General features: G+C 66.7%; 15 protein-coding genes. 11 read left to right on the forward strand and 4 right to left on the reverse strand.

Annotated features, from left to right (window positions below; translation table 11 throughout):
- Positions 1–126 precede the first annotated feature (126 nt).
- The 4 genes from ACODTB_RS03100 to ACODTB_RS03115 all read left to right on the forward strand — a co-directional run bounded on the left by ACODTB_RS03100 (position 127) and on the right by ACODTB_RS03115 (position 4,466).
- Positions 127–1,278 (forward strand): ABC transporter substrate-binding protein, encoded by a 1,152-nt coding sequence (locus ACODTB_RS03100; RefSeq protein ID WP_291111088.1) that lies wholly within the window; start codon positions 127–129, stop codon positions 1,276–1,278.
- 121 nt (positions 1,279–1,399) lie between these two features.
- Positions 1,400–2,617: a M20 aminoacylase family protein gene (locus tag ACODTB_RS03105; RefSeq protein ID WP_291111090.1), complete on the forward strand. Its 1,218-nt coding sequence runs from the start codon at positions 1,400–1,402 to the stop codon at positions 2,615–2,617.
- Positions 2,614–3,720: a M14 family metallopeptidase gene (locus ACODTB_RS03110; RefSeq protein ID WP_291111091.1), complete on the forward strand. Its 1,107-nt coding sequence runs from the start codon at positions 2,614–2,616 to the stop codon at positions 3,718–3,720. The genes ACODTB_RS03105 and ACODTB_RS03110 overlap by 4 nt, the downstream gene beginning before the upstream one ends.
- 62 nt (positions 3,721–3,782) lie before the next feature.
- Positions 3,783–4,466 carry a hypothetical protein gene (locus tag ACODTB_RS03115; protein WP_291111093.1) on the forward strand — a complete coding sequence of 228 codons (684 nt, stop codon included), beginning with the start codon at positions 3,783–3,785 and terminating at the stop codon, positions 4,464–4,466.
- A gap of 33 nt (positions 4,467–4,499) precedes the next feature.
- Here the strand turns inward: ACODTB_RS03115 and ACODTB_RS03120 are convergent, their stop codons facing one another.
- The 4 genes from ACODTB_RS03120 to ACODTB_RS03135 form a co-directional block, all read right to left on the reverse strand.
- A complete protein-coding gene (locus ACODTB_RS03120; protein ID WP_291111095.1) occupies positions 4,500–5,273 on the reverse strand; it encodes a tetratricopeptide repeat protein in 774 nt (257 codons plus the stop codon).
- A gap of 22 nt (positions 5,274–5,295) precedes the next feature.
- Positions 5,296–5,955 (reverse strand): TetR/AcrR family transcriptional regulator, encoded by a 660-nt coding sequence (locus ACODTB_RS03125; protein ID WP_291111097.1) that lies wholly within the window; start codon positions 5,953–5,955, stop codon positions 5,296–5,298.
- A gap of 12 nt (positions 5,956–5,967) precedes the next feature.
- A complete protein-coding gene (locus ACODTB_RS03130; RefSeq protein ID WP_488929095.1) occupies positions 5,968–7,215 on the reverse strand; it encodes a patatin-like phospholipase family protein in 1,248 nt (415 codons plus the stop codon).
- Positions 7,216–7,335: 120 nt separating this feature from the next.
- The gene (locus ACODTB_RS03135) at positions 7,336–7,866 is read right to left on the reverse strand and encodes a phasin family protein (protein ID WP_291111101.1); all 531 of its coding nucleotides are present in this window, start codon (positions 7,864–7,866) and stop codon (positions 7,336–7,338) included.
- Between the two features lie 213 nt (positions 7,867–8,079).
- Between ACODTB_RS03135 and ACODTB_RS03140 the strand changes: the two genes are divergently transcribed.
- From ACODTB_RS03140 to ACODTB_RS03170, 7 genes are all read left to right on the forward strand, one after another.
- Positions 8,080–10,065, forward strand: coding sequence for an SDR family oxidoreductase (locus ACODTB_RS03140; protein ID WP_291111103.1), 1,986 nt, complete (start codon positions 8,080–8,082; stop codon positions 10,063–10,065).
- Positions 10,066–10,222: 157 nt separating this feature from the next.
- The gene (gene argB / locus ACODTB_RS03145) at positions 10,223–11,122 is read left to right on the forward strand and encodes an acetylglutamate kinase (RefSeq protein ID WP_291111105.1); all 900 of its coding nucleotides are present in this window, start codon (positions 10,223–10,225) and stop codon (positions 11,120–11,122) included.
- 94 nt (positions 11,123–11,216) lie between these two features.
- Positions 11,217–11,918 (forward strand): nucleoid occlusion factor SlmA, encoded by a 702-nt coding sequence (gene slmA / locus ACODTB_RS03150; RefSeq protein WP_291111107.1) that lies wholly within the window; start codon positions 11,217–11,219, stop codon positions 11,916–11,918.
- 154 nt (positions 11,919–12,072) lie between these two features.
- A complete protein-coding gene (locus ACODTB_RS03155; RefSeq protein ID WP_291111109.1) occupies positions 12,073–12,780 on the forward strand; it encodes a TetR/AcrR family transcriptional regulator in 708 nt (235 codons plus the stop codon).
- 40 nt (positions 12,781–12,820) lie between these two features.
- Entirely contained in the window at positions 12,821–14,617 is a 1,797-nt protein-coding gene (locus ACODTB_RS03160) for an acyl-CoA dehydrogenase C-terminal domain-containing protein (RefSeq protein ID WP_291111111.1), read from the forward strand.
- A gap of 34 nt (positions 14,618–14,651) precedes the next feature.
- On the forward strand, positions 14,652–15,089 hold the full coding sequence (locus ACODTB_RS03165) for a DUF2147 domain-containing protein (protein WP_291111113.1): 438 nt from the start codon (positions 14,652–14,654) through the stop codon (positions 15,087–15,089).
- 34 nt (positions 15,090–15,123) lie between these two features.
- Positions 15,124–17,523, forward strand: a complete 2,400-nt coding sequence (locus tag ACODTB_RS03170; RefSeq protein ID WP_291111115.1) for a 3-hydroxyacyl-CoA dehydrogenase/enoyl-CoA hydratase family protein — start codon at positions 15,124–15,126, stop codon at positions 17,521–17,523.
- The last annotated feature ends 6 nt before the right edge of the window (positions 17,524–17,529 follow it).

Below are 17,529 nucleotides of genomic sequence, written 5' to 3' on the forward strand. Positions count from 1 at the left end.
GCGCTTGCGTGCACTCGCTCACGCGGCCCCCGTTCATCGGCGACGAAATGCAGGCCGAAAGCCTTACTTTTGCCGGAGATTTGGCCTACGCTGCGGAACACATCCACGCGGTTGGGGGAACGTATCATGCGACGCAGAGACATGCTTGGACACGCGGGCCGCCTGGCCCTCTGGCCCACCCTGGGCGGGGTGGCGCTCGCCGCCCGGGCGCAGTCGGTGGGCATCAGCGACACCCGCATCGTGCTCGGGCAATCGGCCCCGTTCAGCGGGGCGTCCGAACAACTGGGCCTGCAGTTCCACTTGGGCGCGCAGTTGTTTTTCGAGGCCCTGAACCAGAAGGGCGGGGTCCAGGGCCGGCGCATCGAGTTGCGGCGCCTGGACGATGGGGACGATCCCGATCGTTGCGCGGCCAACACCCGGCAATTCCTGGGCGAAGGCGTGTTCGCGCTGTTCGGCTACATCGGCACACTCACCAGCGCGGCGGCCCTGCCCCTGGCCACCGAAGCGAAGCTGCCGTTCTTCGCGCCCGCCAGCGGGGCCGAAGCCTTGCGCGTGCCCTTCAACCGCTATGCCATCCACGTGCGCGCCTCCTACCAGGACGAGACCGCCGCCATCGTGCGCCAGATCACCGGCACCGGCATCAAGAAGATCGCCGTGTTCCATCAGAACGATGCCTATGGCAAAGCCGGTCTGGAGGGCGTGGCGCGCGCGCTTCAGGCGCAGAACCTGTCGCCCGTGGGGCTGGGCACCGTCGAACGCCATTCGGTGGATGTGGCGAAAGCGGTCGACGAGATCCTGGCCCAGCGGCCCGAGGCCATCGTGCAGATCGGTGTCTACAAGGCCTGTGCGGTCTTCGTCCGCCTGGCGCGCAGCCGGGGCTACACCGGCAACTTCTACAACGTCTCCATGGTCGGCACGCAGGCCCTGCTCGATGAACTCGGCGCAATGGCCAAAGGCGTGCTGGTCAGTCAGGTCATGCCCTTTCCCTACACGCCGGTCACGCCCCTGGCCAGCGAATACCTCGCCGCGGTGAAGGCGCGGCCGGGCCTGGTGCCGAACCATTCCAGCATGGAGGGCTACGTCGCGGGCAAGGTGTTCACCGAGGCCGCGCAGCGTGCCGGGCGCAGCCTCACCCGAGAAGGCTTCATCAACGCCGTCGAGGGCATGCGCAACCTCGACCTCGGCGGTTTTCCCGTCGACTTCGGGCCCAACAAGCACACCGGCTCGCGCTTCGTCGAGATGACCCTGCTCACCGAAGACGGTCGCGTCCGGCGCTGAGCTGGCCAGGGGATCCCCCTGGCCGCGCTCGGTTGTCGCGCCGGGGGCTATCGTGGTCGCCTGCCTTGGGTACCATGGCCCCTTTGAACAGGTGCCCCGAGGGGTATCGAGAGGGTTCCCCATGAAGCTGATTGATTCCATCCTGACCCAGGCGGCCAGCATTGCCGCCGTGCGACGCGACATCCACGCCCACCCCGAGCTCTGTTTCCAGGAAGTGCGCACCGCTGACGTGGTGGCGCAGAAACTCACCGACTGGGGCTTTCCGGTGCACCGGGGCCTGGGCACCACCGGCGTGGTGGGCATCGTGCACGGCCGCGACGGCGGCCAAAGCGGGCGCGCCATCGGCCTGCGCGCCGACATGGACGCCCTGCCCATGCAGGAGCACAACACCTTCGCGCACGCCAGCCAGCACGCCGGCAAGATGCACGCCTGCGGCCACGACGGCCACGTCGCCATGCTGCTGGCCGCGGCGCAGCATTTCGCGAAGCACCGCAACTTCGACGGCACGGTCTACCTGATCTTCCAGCCGGCCGAAGAGGGCGGCGGCGGCGCGCGCGAGATGATCAAGGACGGGCTGTTCGAGCAGTTCCCGGTCGAGGCCGTGTTCGGCATGCACAACTGGCCCGGCCTGCCCGTGGGGACCTTCGCCGCGAGTGCGGGCCCGGTGATGGCGTCGAGCAACGAGTTCCACATCGTCATCCGTGGCAAGGGCGCGCACGCCGCGCTGCCTCACAACGGCATCGACCCGGTGCCCGTGGCCTGCCAGATGGTGCAGGCTTTCCAGACCATCATCACGCGCAACAAGAAGCCGGTGGACGCCGGCGTGATCTCGGTCACCATGATCCACACCGGCGAGGCCACCAACGTGGTGCCCGACAGCTGCGAGATCCAGGGCACCGTGCGCACCTTCACCTACGAGGTGCTCGACCTGATCGAGCGCCGCATGCAGGAGATCGCCGAGCACACCTGCGCGGCCTTCGGCGCCACGGTGGAATTCAAGTTCCATCGCAACTACCCGCCCACCATCAACCACCCCGCCGAGACCGCGTTCGCGCGCGAGGTGATGGCCGAGATCGTCGGCGCGGACCACGTGCTGGAGCAGGAGCCCACCATGGGCGCGGAAGACTTCGCCTACATGCTGCAGGAAAAGCCGGGCTGCTACGCCTTCATCGCCAACGGCGACGGCGCGCACCGCGAGATGGGCCACGGCGGCGGGCCCTGCATGCTGCACAACCCCAGCTACGACTTCAACGACGACCTGATCCCGCTGGGGGCGACCTTCTGGGTTCGGCTGGCCGAAAAATGGCTGGGCCAGCCGCGCACCGGGGGTGCCGCTTGATCTCGCCGCAAGACGCTTTTTCCCCTTCCTACGCCCGGGCCCGGGTGCGGTTTCTCGAAGGCGCGGCGGCCGCTGGCATGGCCATCACCAGCCACAACCACCCGCTGCCCGGCCGCGACGGCGAGACGCTGGCGATGGACGTGGCGCTGGACGGCTCGCCCGACGCCGAGCGGCTGTTGATCGTCAGCAGCGCCTGCCATGGTGTCGAGGGCTATTGCGGTTCGGGCGTGCAGGTGTTCGCCGCGCACGACGCCGACTGGCGCGAACACGCGCGCTTGGCCGGCGTGGCCGTGCTCTACATCCACGCGCTCAACCCGCACGGCTTCTCGTGGGTGCGCCGCGTGACGAACGAGAACGTCGACCTCAATCGCAACTTCCAGGACTTCAGCCAGCCCCTGCCGCAGAACCCGGCCTACGCCGAGCTGCACCGTCTGCTGCTGCCCACGCAGTGGCCGCCGACGCCGGAGAACGAGGCCGCGATCCAGGCCTGGATCGCCCAGCACGGCCTGCCGCGTTTCCAGGCGGCGGTGACGCAGGGCCAGCATGCGTTCGCCGACGGCCTGTTCTTTGGCGGCACCGCCGCGACCTGGAGCAACCAGACGCTGCGCGCGGTGCTGCGCCGGCACGGCCGCCAGGCCCGGCGCCTCGGATGGATCGACCTGCACACCGGCCTGGGGCCCTCGGGCCTGGGCGAGCGCATCTTCGCGTGCGCCGACGACGCGGCGGCGCTTCAGCGCGCCCGGGCCTGGTGGGGCGGCGGCGGCAAGACCCCGGTGACCTCCATCTACGACGGCTCGTCCACCTCGGCCCTGCTCACGGGCCTGATGTGGTGTTCGGCGTACGAAGAGTGCCCGCAGGCGGAGTACACCGGCATCGCCATGGAGTACGGCACGGTGCCAGTCACCGAGGTGATCGACGCGCTGCGCGGCGACCACTGGCAGCACCTCCATCCGGAGGCTCCGGCTGAATTGCGCGCTGCGATCAAGGCGCGCACGCTGGCCGCGTTCTACGTGGACACCGACGAGTGGAAGGCGCAGATTGTCGCGCAGGCGCGGCAGGCCCTGTTCCAGGCCGTGGATGGCTTGTCTTCGGCTGGACGCTGAACCGACCCCGTTATGAAGCCACTGCTGCGTCAGGCACTGTTGCCTGCAATGCAAGTGAATTGATGAACCACAGCATTTCTCCCAATTCCCGCATGGAGTTGGGTTTTCCTTCTGAAGAAAGCGACGAGGGTGTTACAGCCGTCTTCTACAACTTGGCCGAAGCATGGCGCAATGAAAATTATCGGCATATCCGCGAATTTGAGACGCAGCTGCGGCGGGCGAGCGCCGAGGATTTCAGTGGCTATCTGAACGCCAAGTTGAAATTGAACACGGAAGAGCGATGTGAAGCTCTGGAAGGGTTGATCAAATATTGTGAGGTGGCGGCATGCCGTGTCGCTGGGCCTACCGATGATCAAGATCACCATCTGATGCACCCATCCGCCCAATCTGGTGGGGAGGAGGTTGTCTATGTGCCCAACATTTTTGTGATTTCAGAAGACATCAGAGGCGACACAACGGAGTCCGATGACAGCCACAACGTGCGGCCACTTGATGATGTTGGAGAGGGAGAATCCCAGGATGGAGGATGGAGCGAGCTGTCAACGAGTGGGCCGTTGTGCACATTCTTGAGGCGCCTCAAGGACGTCAACACACCCGAAGAACTCGCAGTCCTCTTCAACGCCATTCAAGAAATTGACGGGCCATCTGAACAGAGTGTGGCGGCTGATGCATGGACGCGTCGAAGCGACGATCTGAATTCTTTCAAGAAACCCTACATGCTCGGCATGAAGCGGGAAAGACCGTAGGAAATGACTGACGATGCGGGAGCGTGAGCGTTTTCAGTTCTCCAAAGCCACCCGCGCCGACGCGACGTACAGGCGCTCCATCGCGTCCTGCGGCTCGATCGATGCCGCGCGGTCGAGCAGCCGGTTCGCCTCGGGCAGCGCGTCGATGCCTTCCAGCATGACCATGCCGTTGGCGTACTCGGTCAGCGTCACGACCGAGTCCGGGTTGAGCGCCATCGCCTTCTGGTACAGCGCCAAGCCGGTTGCCTTGTTGGCGCCATAGGTCATGCCACCCACCATGCTGCCCACCTTGTCGATCACCTCGGCGTGGAACGATGCGAGCGCAAGATGGGCATCTGCGTGGTGCGGGCAGCGCGCGATGGCGGTCTCCAGTGCATGGCGGATGCGCACGCCCAGGCCCTGCGTGAGCGCCTTGGCCACGCTGATGCCCTGGCTGTAGCGCCCCAGCGCGTAGGCCTGCCAGTACCAGGCCCCGGTGTGGTCGGCCTGCCGGCGCTGCAGGGCTTCGGCCCGAGCCGCAGCCTCGAGCAGCAGGTCCTGGCGGACCTGCTCGCGCGCCTCCAGGTAGTTGGCATAGATGCAGGTCGCCTTGTTGGCCACGTTCATGCCCGCATCGCCCAAAGCCAGGCCGGCCTCGGCCGCGCGCTGGAACTCGCCGTTGTGAAACAGCACCCAGGCCTGCACCACGGCCGACTCCTCGGGCCAGGGTTCGGCATCGCCGCGGTGCAGCCGGCTCCAGAGCGCCTTGAGGCGGTCGGCGTCCAATGGGGTGTGGCCCGCGGAGGGAAAGGGTTTCCAATCGGCCATGGTGGATTCTCCCGGGAGGTGTTCAGGACTGGGGACCGTAGGCGCCGGTGAGCGTCATGAGGTGTTGCCGCTGCGTGGCTTCCAGGTAGGGCGCCAGCAGGTTGAGCACGTGGTGTGCGCCGCGCAGCAGGGCCTGCTGCGCGTTGTCGGGCTCCAGGGCGTTGCGCGGGTCGCGCACGTACTCGAAGCTCAGCCAGTAGGTGAGCACCACCACCATGCTGGTGGCGGTGGGTTCGCTCTCGCGCGCGTCGATGCTCACCGCGCCGTGGCGGCTCATGCCGTCGAGCAGGTGGCGGATCGCGCGCGACTTGTTTTTCAGCACGGTCTGGAAACGGGTTTCCAGCAGGCGGTTCTTCGACAGCAGGTCGTTGAGGTCGCGGTAGAGAAAGCGGTACTCCCAGATGATTTCGAACAGCGAGTGCAGGAAGAACCAGGCGTCCTCCACGTTGCGCACGCCTTCGCTGGCGCTGAGCAGCTCACCGAGCGAGCGTTCGTAGCGCTCGAACAGCGAGTTGATCAGCTCGTCCTTGGCCGGGTAGTGGTAATACAGGTTGCCCGGACTGATGCCGAGCTCGGCCGAGATCAGCGTGGTGGAGACGTTGGGCTCGCCAAAGCGGTTGAACAGCTCCAGCGTCACCTCCAGGATGCGCTCGGCGGTGCGTCGCGGGGCTTTCTTGGCCATGGCGCGGCGCTTTCAGCGGCTGTGGGCGGGCGCGGCGGGACCTTCGAGGTGCCGCTGCAGGTCATCCAGCGTGGCGTGCAGCCGCGCGGCCAGGGTGGTGCGCGCCGGTGGGGTGCGCGCGGCACCCAGCAGGCGCCGCTGCGGGTCGCGCAGCGCGGCCAGGTCCAGCGTGACACCATGGCGCGCCAGCTGCGGCCCCAGCTCGGCCTGCCGGTCCAGCAGCATGCGGCGGGTCTGCTGGTAGGCGTGCTCCGCGATCTCGCGGCGCTGGCGGTAGCTGAAGGTGTTCGCGAAGAACAGCGTGGCGTCGCGCTGGTCGGGTTCGATCAGCACGATGTCGGTGCCGGGGTAGGCGCGCTCGTAGTGCTTGAGGCCCAGCGCCAGCCGCGAATGGATCATCGAGCGGAAGGTCTGGCTCATCACCGCGGGCAAGCCGCCCTCGACCAGCGACGGAATGCGCCGGCCGTCGTGCAGGCTGGGGTTGGTGTGGAAGGGCACCAGCGGGTTCAGGCACACCAGCAGGTCGGTGCCTTCGTCCAGCGCCACGGTCGCGTGCAGCGTTTTCTTGAGCGCGCCGTCCACGTAGTGCTGGCCGCCGACCTCCACCGGCGGGAACAGACCGGGCAGGGCCGCGCTGGCCTGGATGGCACGCGAGATCGGCACATGGTCCCAGCCCGGGCGGCCGAAGGGCGCGGCGTCGCCGGTGTCGAGCTGCGTGGCCACCAGGGTCAGGCGCGCGCGCAACTCGCGGAAGTCGTTGCTGCGCCCCGGCTGGCTGAACAGGCGCTGAATCTGCTGGTGGATGCCCTCGTTGTCGAGCACGCCGGTGGGCAGCGCCGCGCCCACGCGTTCGAGCGCGTGGGTGAAGGGCTTGCGGTGCACGCCCCAGGCCCACAAGGCACTGCCGATCAGGCGCGGCAGGCGCTGCAGCCGGTCACCGAACTCACCCCAGGCGGGCTTGAGCAACCAGGACGGGTCGAAGTTGTCGTCCCCCGGCCGGTCTTCGATGAAGGCCTCGCACAGCTGGCGCGGGCGAATGCCATTGGCCAGGCCGGCGGCGATGAACCCCCCGGCGGACACGCCGACGTAGTGCTCGCAGTCGTTGAGGTCCAGGCCCGGCAGGGTGTCGTCCAGCGCGCACAGCGCGCCGATTTCGTAGATCGCCCCGAGCGGCCCGCCACCGGCCAGGGCCAGGGCGATGCGGGGACGGCGCGACTTCTGCGGGGCCGGTCGTTGGGAGGCTTTGCGGGACGTCGTCATGCGTTTGAGTGTAGACCGCGAAGCGCGGCGAAACTGCTGCGTTGCAGCATGCGGCGCGGACGCGAAAAGGGGGCGTCATGCGCCCCCTGGTTCACCGTGCCGTGGCCGGCCCGCATCGGGTCAGGCCGCTTTGCGCGGCGCCGTCTTGCGCGCGGCCGCCTTCTTGGCGGGCGCGGCCTTCTTCGCCGGGGCGGCCTTGCGCGCGGCGGTCTTCGCGGGGGCTTTGCCGCCCAGGCTTTGCACGTGGCGGTTCAGCGCGTCGATGCGCTCGATCAGCGCTTCGACATCGCGCGCCGAGGGCACGCCCAGCTTGTTCAGCGCCTTGGCCACGCGCTCTTCGAAGATGTTTTCCAGCTTGTCCCACTGGCCGGTGGCCTTGGACGAGATGTCGGCGGCCATGCTGCTCACGCGGTTGGTCGCTTCGGAAATGCGCTCCTCGGCCACGGCCTGCGTCTTGCGCTGGATGGACAGGCCTTCCTTCACGAGCGACTCGAAGGCCTTGCCGCCTTCTTCCTGCGCCTTGGAGAACGCACCCAGGCCGGCCAGCCAGATCTGCTGCGCGGAGTCCTTGATGGCGCCCGACAGCGGGGAGTTGAAGCCCGCGGCGGTGGGCTTGGCGGCGCTGCCGGCTTTCTGGATTTTCTTGACCATGGGGATGCTCCTGGAGGGGTTGGAAAAACGGGGAGGGCGAACGGGCCGCCGCAACGATGGGCCAATGTACGGCCCGCGCGCCGGGCGTGTGTAGGGGCGCAAGACTAAACCCCACACGGGTTTTTGCGGAAGGCGGGGGTGGGCTTCCTGGTCAAGAATGGCGGGCACACTGCGTCCCCCTTTTTCGATCCAACCCCTTCAGAGGAGAGCTTCATGCATTACTTCGTCACCGGTGCCACCGGCTTCATTGGCAAACGCCTGGTGGCCAAGCTGCTGCAGCGCAAGGGCGCGGTGGTGCATTTCCTGATCCGTCAGGAGAGCGAAGGCAAGGTGGCGGGGCTGCGCGAGTACTGGGGTGTGGGCGCGTCGCGGGCGGTGCCGGTGTTCGGCGACTTGACGGCCAGGAAACTGGGCGTGTCGGCCGACGACGTGAAGGCGCTCAAGGGCCAGATCGACCACTTCTTCCACCTCGCCGCCGTGTACGACCTGGAGGCCGATGAGGAAAGCCAGATCGCCGTCAACGTCGACGGCACGCGCAACACGGTCGAGTTCGCCAAGGCCATCGGTGCAGGCCATTTCCACCATGTCTCGTCGATCGCGGCCGCCGGCCTGTACGAAGGCGTGTTCCGCGAGGACATGTTCGAGGAGGCCGAGAACGTCGACCACCCCTACTTCATGACCAAGCACGAGAGCGAGAAGATCGTGCGCAAGGAATGCAAGGTGCCGTGGAGCGTGTACCGGCCAGCCGCCGTGGTGGGCGACTCGCGCACCGGCGAGATGGACAAGATCGACGGGCCCTACTACTTCTTCAAGCTGATCCAGCGCATGCGCCAGATCCTGCCACCCTGGATGCCCAGCGTGGGCCTGGAGGGCGGGCGCATCAACATCGTGCCGGTCGACTTCGTGGTCGATTCGCTCGACCACATCGCCCACCAGAAGCGCGGCAGCGGCGCCTGCTTCCACCTGGTCGATCCCATGGGCTACCGCGTGGGCGACGTGCTCGACATCCTGAGCAAGGCCGCGCACGCGCCCAAGATGAACCTCTTCGTGAATGCCGCGCTGATGGGCTTCATTCCCAAGAGCGTGAAGAAGGGCTTGATGGCGCTCGCGCCGGTGCGCCGGGTCTACAAGGCCGTCATGCAGGACCTCGGGCTGCCCGAGGACATGATGACCTTCGTCAACTACCCCACGCGCTTCGACTGCCGCGAGACGCTGGCCGCGCTCAAGGGCAGCGGCATCGAGTGCCCCAACCTCAAGGACTACGCCTGGCGCCTGTGGGACTACTGGGAGCGCCATCTCGACCCCGACCTGCACATCGACCGCAGCCTCAAGGGCACGGTGGCGGGCAAGGTGGTGCTGGTCACTGGCGGCAGCTCGGGCATCGGCCTGGCGGCGGCGCACAAGTTCGCCGAGGCCGGTGCCGTGACCATCATCTGCGGGCGCGACCAGGACAAACTGGACGAGGCCTGCAAAGAAGCGAAAGACAAGGGCTACCAGTTCGTCGCCTACCCGGCCGACATCGCCGACATGGCCGACGCCGACCGCTTCGTGCAGTTGCTGATCCAGAACCACGGCGGCGTGGACTTCCTGATCAACAACGCGGGCCGCTCGATCCGCCGCGCCATCGAAGGCAGCTACGACCGCTTCCACGACTTCGAGCGCACCATGCAGCTCAATTACTTCGGCTGCCTGCGCGTGACCATGGGTTTCCTGCCGGGCATGGTGGCCAAGCGCAAGGGCCACGTGGTCAACATCAGCTCCATCGGCGTGCTCACCAACGCGCCGCGCTTTTCGGCCTACGTGGCCAGCAAGTCCGCGCTGGACGCCTGGACGCGCTGCGCCTCCAGCGAATTCGCCGACCAGGGCATCACCTTCACCACCATCAACATGCCGCTGGTGCGCACGCCCATGATCGCGCCGACCAAGATCTACCAGAACGTGCCCACGCTGGCCCCTGAAGAGGCTGCCGACATGATCGCGCAGGCCTGCATCTTCAAGCCGGTGCGCATCGCCACGCGCCTGGGCGTGACCGGCCAGGTGATGCACGCGCTGGTGCCGCGCGTGGCGCAGATCGTGATGAACACCAGCTTCCGCATGTTCCCGGACTCGTCGGCGGCCAAGGGCGAGAAGGGTGCGAAGCCGCAGCTCTCGCCCGAGGCCGTGGCGATGCAGCAGATGATGCGCGGGATTCATTTCTGAGGCACCCCCGCCGCGCTGCGCGCGACCCCCTTGCAGGGGGCAACGCCTGCGGCCCGGCAAAGCCGGTTCCGCGGCATTTCTGGATAAGGGCGGGCACGCGGGTCGTGTCACGCGTCGGCCCTAGAATTTGGTTTTGCCCGTTTCCCCAGGAATCCGCATGACCGAGCCCACCGACATCACCTCCATTGCACCGCGCGACAAGGCCGAGATCCTGGCGCAGGCGCTGCCGTACATCCGCAAGTACCACGGCAAGACCATGGTCATCAAGTACGGCGGCAATGCCATGACCGACCCGGCCCTGCAGCAGGATTTCGCCGAAGACGTGGTGCTGCTCAAGCTGGTCGGCATCAACCCGGTGGTGGTGCACGGCGGCGGCCCGCAGATCGAGACGCTGCTCAAGCGCCTGGGCAAGCAGGGCCAGTTCATCCAGGGCATGCGCGTGACCGACCCCGAGACCATGGAAGTGGTGGAATGGGTGCTGGCCGGCGAGGTGCAGCAGGACATCGTGGGCCTGATCAACCAGGCTGGCGGCAAGGCCGTGGGCCTGACCGGCCGCGACGGCGCCATGATCCGCGCGCGCAAGCTGCGCATGACCGACCAGAAGGACCCGAACCTGGAGCACGACGTCGGCCAGGTGGGCGACATCGTCAGCATCGACCCGGCCGTGGTGAAGGCCCTGCAGGACGACCAGTTCATCCCCGTCGTCAGCCCGATCGGCTTCGGCGAGCAGAACGAGAGCTACAACATCAACGCCGACGTGGTGGCCGCCAAACTGGCCACCGTGCTGCAGGCCGAGAAGCTGCTCATGCTCACCAACATCCGCGGCGTGCTCGACAAGGACATGCAGCTGCTCACCGAGCTCACGCCGCGCCAGATCGACGACCTGGTGGTCGACGGCACCATCTCCGGCGGCATGATCCCCAAGATCGCCGGCGCGCTGGACGCGGCCAAGAGCGGCGTCAACGCGGTGCACATCATTGACGGCCGCGTGCCCCACGCGCTGCTGCTGGAGGTGCTCGGCAACGAGCCTTTCGGCACCATGATCCGCTCCCACTGAGGCGGTCACTCACTGTCTTTGGAGGGCCCAACGGCGTTGAGGAAAAGTCAAGTTGCTGTGCGAGAATGGCCCAAACCACACGGATCGCTCACCCATGACATCCAACGCCCCTGAGTCCCCCTCCCCGGAAGACAAAGCCGCTGCCGCGCGCGAAGCCGCCGAGGCCATCGACGCGGCGGCCCATGCCGATGGGAACGGCGGGCGCAAGCGGCCCAAACCCGGCGAGCGCCGTGTGCAGATCCTCGAAGCCCTGGCCACCATGCTCCAGCAGCCAGGCGCCGAGCGCATCACCACCGCCGCCCTGGCGGCCAAGCTGGAGGTGAGCGAAGCCGCGCTGTACCGCCATTTCGCCAGCAAGGCCCAGATGTTCGAGGGCCTGATCGAGTTCATCGAACAGTCGGTGTTTGGCCTCATCAACCAGCTCGGCGAGCGCGAAGCCGACGCCAACGTGCGCTCGCGCAAGCTCGTCACCCTGCTGCTTCAATTCGGCGAAAAGAACCCCGGCATGACGCGCGTGATGGTCGGCGACGCGCTGGTGTTCGAGAACGAGCGCCTGCAGCAGCGCATGAACCTGTTCTTCGACAAGATCGAAGCCGCGCTGCGCCAGAACCTGCGCGAGACTTCGCTGGTGGCGGGAGCCGCCACGCCCACGGTCGATGCCCAGGCCGATGCCTCGGTCATCACCGCCTTCTGTGTCGGGCGCCTGCAACGGTTCGCGCGCAGCGGCTTCAAACGCTCGCCGAGCGAAAGCCTGGAGCACAGCCTCGCGCTGCTGCTGCCCATCGTTCGCCACTGAAACACGGCATTTAGGGCGCGGCCCCTAAACAAAGGTCACACAAAACGCCGGTGGTTTGCATCGGAGCCCGGTTTTGCGGTAAAAATAGAACGACCGTTCGTATTTATTCGGACGGTCGTTTTTTTCGAGCCCTCATCCAACCAGGACCGACCCCATGAGCGTCACACCCACTGCCCGCCGCGCGCGCGCCGACGCCCCGGCCCACAAGCCCTTGCAGAAGGGCCAGCAGACCAAGGCCGCCATCGTCGATGCCGCGCTCGGCCTGGCCACGCAGATCGGCCTGGAGGGTCTGTCCATCGGCGCGCTGGCCGAGGTCATGCAGATGAGCAAGTCCGGCGTGTTCGCCCATTTCGGCTCGCGCGAGGAACTGCAGATCTCGGTGGTGCGCGAGTACCACACGCGTTTCGAGGACGAGGTGTTCTACCCCGCCATGGCCGCGCCGCGCGGGCTGCCGCGCCTGCGCAAGCTGTTCGACAACTGGATGAAGCGCACCTCGGTCGAGATCGATTCGGGTTGCATCTACATCAGCGGCGCGGTCGAGTTCGACGACCGGCCCGGCCCGGTGCGCGATGCGCTGGCCAGCTCGGTCAACACCTGGCTCTCGGCCATGCGCCGCGCGGTCGAGATCGCGATCGAGGAAGGCCACCTGGCGGCCGACACCGACGCGTCACAGATGGCGTTTGAGATCCACGCTCAGATCCTCGCGCTGCACTACGAAGCCCGCTTCCTGCGCAGCCCCGACTCGGTGCGCCGCGCGCTGCAGGCGTTCGAGGGCATCGTGGAGCGCTACAGCCACGCCCCCGGCGATGCCCCCGCGCGCGCCCGCAAATCCCCGGTTCCTGCGCGCAAGCCGCAGGGCTGATCCCTTTCGCCTTTTCACAAACCCAGCACAGGAGTTCCTCATGCCCGTTTACAACCCGCCCCTGCGAGACATGCAGTTTGTGATGCACGAAGTGCTCAAGGTCACCGACGACTTCAAGGCCATGCCCCAGCATGCCGAAATGGACGTGGACACCATCAACGCCGTGCTGGAAGAAGCCGGCAAGTTCGCCACCCAGGTGATCTTTCCGCTCAACATCAGCGGCGACACCGAGGGCTGCACGCTCGACCAGAAGACGCACGAGGTCAAGACGCCCACGGGCTTCAAGGACGCGTACAAGACCTATGTGGAAGGCGGCTGGGCCGCGCTGTCGTGCGACCCCGCGTTCGGCGGGCAGGGCCTGCCGCTGGTGGTGAACCAGTGCTTCTACGAGATGATGAACTCGGCCAACCAGGCCTGGACCATGTACCCCGGTCTCACGCACGGTGCCTACGCCGCGCTGCACACCTACGGCACCGACGAGCAGAAGAAGACCTACCTGCCGAAGATGACCAGCGGCGAGTGGACCGGCACCATGTGCCTGACCGAACCGCATTGCGGCACCGACCTGGGCCTGATGCGCACCAAGGCCGAACCCCAGGCCGACGGCACCTACAAGCTCACCGGCAACAAGATCTTCATCAGCGCCGGTGAACACGACATGGCCGAGAACATCATCCACCTGGTGCTGGCCCGCCTGCCCGACGCGCCCCCCGGCATCAAGGGCGTGAGCCTGTTCATCGTGCCCAAGTTCAACGTGAAGGCCGACGGCTCGCTCGGTGAGCGCAACGGCATCTACTGCGGCGGCCTGGAACACAAGATGGGCATCCACGGCAACGCCACCGCGCAGATCGTGATCGACGGCGCCATCGGCACCCTGGTGGGCCAGCCCAACAAGGGCATGCAGGCCATGTTCGTGATGATGAACGCGGCCCGCCTGGGCGTGGGCAACCAGTCGCTGGGCCTGACCGAGGTGGCCTACCAGAACGCGCTGGCCTACGCCAAGGACCGCATCCAGATGCGCTCGCTGACCGGCCCCAAGGCCAAGGACAAGCCGGCCGACCCCATCATCGTGCACCCCGACGTGCGCCGCATGCTGCTCACCGCCAAGGCCTACGCCGAAGGCGGCCGCGCGCTGGCCATGTTCTGCTCGGTGCTGCTGGAGAAGGCGCACAACCACCCCGATGAGAAGGTGCGCAAGGACAGCGACGAGATGCTCTCGCTGCTGACCCCCATCACCAAGGCCTTCCTGACCGACAACGGCTACAACGCCGCCACGCAGTGCCAGCAGGTGTTCGGCGGCCACGGCTACATCAAGGAATGGGGCATGGAGCAGTTGGTGCGCGATGCCCGCATCAACATGATCTACGAAGGCACCAACACGATCCAGAGCCTGGATCTGCTGGGCCGCAAGGTGCTGGGCAACAACGGCGCCACGCTCAAGAAGTTCGGCAAGCTCGTGGGCGCGCTGGTGATGGAAGAAGGCGTCAACGAGAAGATGGCCGAGTTCATCAACCCGCTGGCGGTGCTGGGCGAGCAGATCACCAAGTTCACCACCGAGATCGGTTTCAAGGGCCTGCAGAACGCCGACGAAGTGGGCGCCGCCGCCGTGGACTACCTGCGCGTGGCCGGTCACCTGGTGTTCGGCTACTTCTGGGCCCGCATGGCGCAGGTCGCGCTGCGCGAGATCGCGGCCGGCAACACCGACCCGTTCTACACCGCCAAGCTGCAGACCGCGCGCTTCTACTTCGCCAAGCTGTTCCCCGAGACCGCGACGCTGATGCGCACCGCGCGCGCCGGCAGCAAGGTGCTGATGGACACCGACGCCGCGCTCGCGTAAACCCGTCTTTTCCCACCACCACCAGGAGACTTCCATGATCAAGACAACGCTGCTTGCTTCGCTTCTCGTTTTCGCCGGTCACGCGGTCGCGCAGATGTCGCCCGTCGGTCTGTGGAAAACGATCGACGACGACTCGAAGAAAGAGAAGTCCCTGGTGCGCATCAAGGAAAACAACGGCGTCTACAGCGGCACCATCGAGAAACTGCTGGACCCCAGCAGCAAGCAGGACGCGGTGTGCGACAAGTGCACCGACGAACGCAAGGACAAGCCCGTGCTGGGCATGACCATCCTGCGCAACCTGAAGCAGAGCGCCGACGACAAGACCGTCTACGACGGTGGCGACATCGTCGACCCGAACAACGGCAAGGTCTACCGCACGCGCCTCAAGCCGGTCGAAGACGGCAAGAAGCTGGAAATGCGCGGCTACATCGGCCCGTTCTACCGCACCCAGGTGTGGATCCGCGTCGAGTGAAGCCCGCGCGTCCGACCCCTTTCATGGAAAACCAATGAACCGATTTCAAGTGAAGAAAGTCGCCGTGCTCGGCGCTGGCGTGATGGGCGCGCAGATTGCCGCGCACCTGGTCAACGTCAAGGTGCCGGTGGTGCTGTTCGACCTGCCCGCCAAGGAAGGGCCGAAGAACGGCATCGTCAGCCGCGCGGTGGAAGGCCTGAAGAAGCTCAAGCCTTCGCCGCTGGGCGTGGCGGCCGATGCCAACCTGATCGGCCAGGCCAACTACGAAGAGCACATGGAGCAGCTGCGCGACTGCGACCTCATCATCGAGGCCATCGCCGAGCGCATGGACTGGAAGCTCGACCTCTACACCAGGATCGCGCCCTTCATCGCCGAGCACACCATCGTCGCGTCCAACACCTCGGGCCTGTCGATCACCAAGCTCAGCGAGGCCCTGCCCGCAGCGATCAAGCCGCGCTTCTGCGGCATCCACTTCTTCAACCCGCCGCGCTACATGACGCTGGTGGAGCTGATCGCCACGCCCACCACCGAGCCGCAGATCCTCAACGACCTGGAGACCTTCGTCACCAGCGGCCTGGGCAAGGGCGTGGTGCGCGCCAAGGACACGCCCAACTTCGTGGCCAACCGCATTGGCATCGCCGGCATGCTGGCCACCATGAAGGAGGTGGAGAACTTCGGCCTGACCTACGACGTGGTCGACGACCTCACCGGCAAGCGCCTGGGCCGCGCCAGCAGCGGCACCTTCCGCACCGCCGACGTGGTGGGCCTGGACACCATGGCCCACGTGATCAAGACCCTGCAGGACAACCTGAGCCTGGAGACCGACCCGTTCTACGGCAGCTTCGGTACGCCGCCCGTGCTCAAGGCGCTCATCGAGGCCGGCAACCTGGGCCAGAAGGCCAAGGCCGGTTTCTACAAGAAGGTGGGCCGCGACATCCTGCGCTTCGATCTGGAGAGCGGTGAGTACGTGCCCGGCGGGGAAAAGGCCGACGAGGTCTACGGTCGCATGCTCAAGCGCCCGGCCGCCGAGCGCCTGAAGCTGCTGCGCAACAGCGAAGGCCCGCAAGGCCGCTTCCTCTGGGCCATCCTGCGCAACAGCTTCCACTACGCCGCCGTGCACTTGGCCAGCATTGCCGAGACCGCGCGCGACGTGGACCAGGCCATGCGCTGGGGCTTCGGCATGAAGCAGGGCCCGTTTGAACTCTGGCAGGAAGCCGGCTGGCTCGAGGTGGCGAAGATGGTCCAGGAGGACATCGACGCCGGCAAGGCGCTCAGCAAGGCGCCGTTGCCCGACTGGGTGTTCAAGGGCCCGGTGGCCGAGGCCGGCGGTGTGCACACCGCGCAGGGTTCGTGGAACCCGGGCAAGGGCGTGTTCGAAGCGCGCCGGCAACTGCCGGTCTACCAGCGCCAGCACTTCCCCGAGCTGCTGCTCGGCGAGGCTGGCCCGAAGTTCGAGACCGCCGGCAGCGCCCTGGAAGAGAACGATTCGATCCGCCTCTGGACGCTGGACGAGCAGGTGCTCATCGCCAGCATCAAGACCAAGATGCACGCCATCAGCCCCGAGGTGTGCGAAGGCCTGATGGCCGCCGTGGACCTGGCCGAGAAGGAGTACCAGGGCCTGGTGATCTGGTCGGGTGACGAGCCTTTCAGCGCCGGCGCCGACCTGCAGGCCATGCTGCCGGCCTTCATGGCCGTGGGCGTGAGCGCCATCGAAGACGCTGAAGGCTTCATGCAGCAGACCATGCTGCGCCTGCGCTACGCCAACGTGCCGGTGGTCTCGGCCGTGCGCGGCCTGGCGCTGGGGGGTGGTTGCGAGATGGCGGTGTACAGCGCGCGCCGCGTGGTGCACATGGAAAGCTACATCGGCCTGGTGGAAGTCGGCGTGGGCCTGGTGCCCGGCGCCGGCGGTCTGACCTACATCGCCCGCCGCGCGGCCGAGAACGCCGAGACCTCCACGGGCAAGGACCTGCTGCCCTTCCTCACCGAAGGCTTCACCGCCGCGGCCATGGCCAAGGTGGGCACCAGCGCCATCGAGTCGCGCCAGCTGGGTTACGTGCTGCACTCCGACGTGATCGTGCCGCACAAGGACGAGTTGCTGTACGTGGCGATCAACGAAGCCAAGGGCCTGTTCAACGGCGGCTACCGCGCGCCGCACAAGCGCCTGTTCCCGGTGGCCGGCCGCGACGGCAAGGCCACCATTCTGGGCAGCCTGGTCAACATGCGCGACGGCGGCTTCATCAGCCAGCACGACTTCCACATCGCCTCGCTGATCGCCAACGTGGTGACCGGTGGCGACGTCGAGCCCGGCACGCTGGTGAACGAGGACTACCTGATGACGCTGGAGCGCCAGGCCTTCTGCTCGCTGATCGTGCACCCCAAGACGCAGGAACGCATCCTGGGCATGCTCAACACCGGCAAGCCTGTGCGCAACTAAGGACAC

It is taken from the genome of Hydrogenophaga sp. FG152, assembly GCF_057809615.1.